Annotated in this window: 2 protein-coding genes; both read left to right on the top strand. The window is 46.4% G+C overall.

Features of this window, described 5'->3' with window-relative positions; translation table 11 throughout:
• A partial coding sequence (locus F6K37_RS41200; protein ID WP_287257057.1) for a TldD/PmbA family protein occupies positions 1-1,062 on the top strand: 1,062 nt, incomplete at its 5' end.
• 223 nt (positions 1,063-1,285) lie between these two features.
• Positions 1,286-1,701 (top strand): PmbA/TldA family metallopeptidase (locus tag F6K37_RS41195; RefSeq protein WP_287257056.1); only part of this gene is annotated, 416 nt, incomplete at its 3' end.

Here is a 1,701-nt window from a genome sequence, read left to right as displayed (position 1 = left end):
GGCAAAGACACTTGGCTATCCGGTTGCAGTTCGATGGCAGAAATGGGAGAAGTACTCCTGGATGCCAATGGGGCACTCCAGCGCAAGGCTAGCCATGTCCAATCCCGACGGGCTGTTTATTTCCGGGATTGGCAGGAAGTTCTGGTGGCAGCTAGTGATGGTACCTTTGCCAGAGATATTCGTTTAACTCAGTCTGTGGGATATAACCTACTATGTGCTGATGGCGACCATCGCTCTTCGATTGGCAAGCGTGCTGGTAGTACCGGTAACCCAGAGTTTCTAAGAGCCTGGGATTATAATGGTACTGCCGAGGAAGTTGCTGAATCCGCTGGTAAGATGCTCTATGCGGATTACGTAGAGTCTGGTACTTACCCCATTATCATGGCCAATTCCTTTGGTGGGGTAATTTTCCATGAAGCCTGTGGACACCTGTTGGAAACGACCCAGATTGAGCGGAAAACTACTCCGTTTGCTGACAAAAAAGGCGAGAAGATTGCTAACGAAAGCCTTACCGCTTGGGATGAAGGGTTATCTGACAATGCCTTTGGAACTATTGATATGGATGATGAGGGCATGCCAGCCCAAAGAACTCTGTTGATTGAAAATGGCATACTGAAGAATTTTATCGCCGACCGGGCAGGGTCTCAGCTGACTGGACACCCCAGAACAGGTAGTGGACGCCGTCAGAATTATGCCTATGCTGCTGCTTCACGGATGCGCAATACCTACATCGCCCCTGGTGATTACGAGGTAGAGGATTTATTTGGTTCTATCGATAAAGGCATTTACTGCAAGCGGATGGGCGGTGGTAGTGTTGGTGCTACTGGGGAATTTAACTTTGGTGTCGATGAAGCCTATTTGATTGAAAATGGCAAAGTCACTAAACCGCTGAAAGGGGCAATTCTGATTGGGGAAGCTAAGGAAATTATGAATAAAATTTCCATGTGTTCCAAAGACTTAGGATTAGCCGCTGGTTTCTGTGGTTCCATTAGCGGCAGTGTTTATGTCACCGTCGGTCAGCCTCATATCAAGGTAGATTCGATTACCGTTGGTGGACGGTAAGTTACCCCAGCAGCCAGGCTTTGGGACTAGTGTTATCCGATCATCTCCGGTTAAAGACTAATCGTAAGCATTCAGCTAATAGCACCTCAAGTAGCGTGCGCGTAGCGCATTAGCTGATAGCTGAATGCTGATAGCTGAATGCTTACATCCGACGTGATTAACCGGATTTGATATCATGCCTCTTTTTTTTTTGTTAATCAAACATTCACAATCTAAAGATAAGATGACCAAGATTAATGAGATAGCTGATTCGGCGATTGCGATCGCAAAACGCCTGGGAATTGAAAAATTCGATATTTATGGCTCTGCAGTGGATGAAGCTGGTGTTCAAGTAGACCAGGGTGAGCCAAAACAGGTTGAGGCATCTAATCGCTCTGGTGTAACTGTACGGGTTTGGAATCAAGACCAGAAAGTAGGCATTACTTCAACTACCGATACAAACCCAACTGGGTTGGAACTAGCCTTAAAAACCGCTTATGAGGCGAGTAGTTTTGGGGTGAAGGAAAACGCCCCAGACTTTAGCCCTGAATCAACGGTATCGATTCCAGAGATTCCCAATAATCAAGTGCCTCAACAGCCAGTATCTAAATTAGTAGAAACCCTACTGGATTCAGAGAAAAAGTTACTGGAAGCTCACTC

The sequence above is a fragment of the Moorena sp. SIO4E2 genome (assembly GCF_010671945.1).
GTDB lineage: Bacteria > Cyanobacteriota > Cyanobacteriia > Cyanobacteriales > Coleofasciculaceae > Moorena > Moorena producens.
This window is presented reverse-complemented; position numbering and strand designations above follow the sequence as displayed.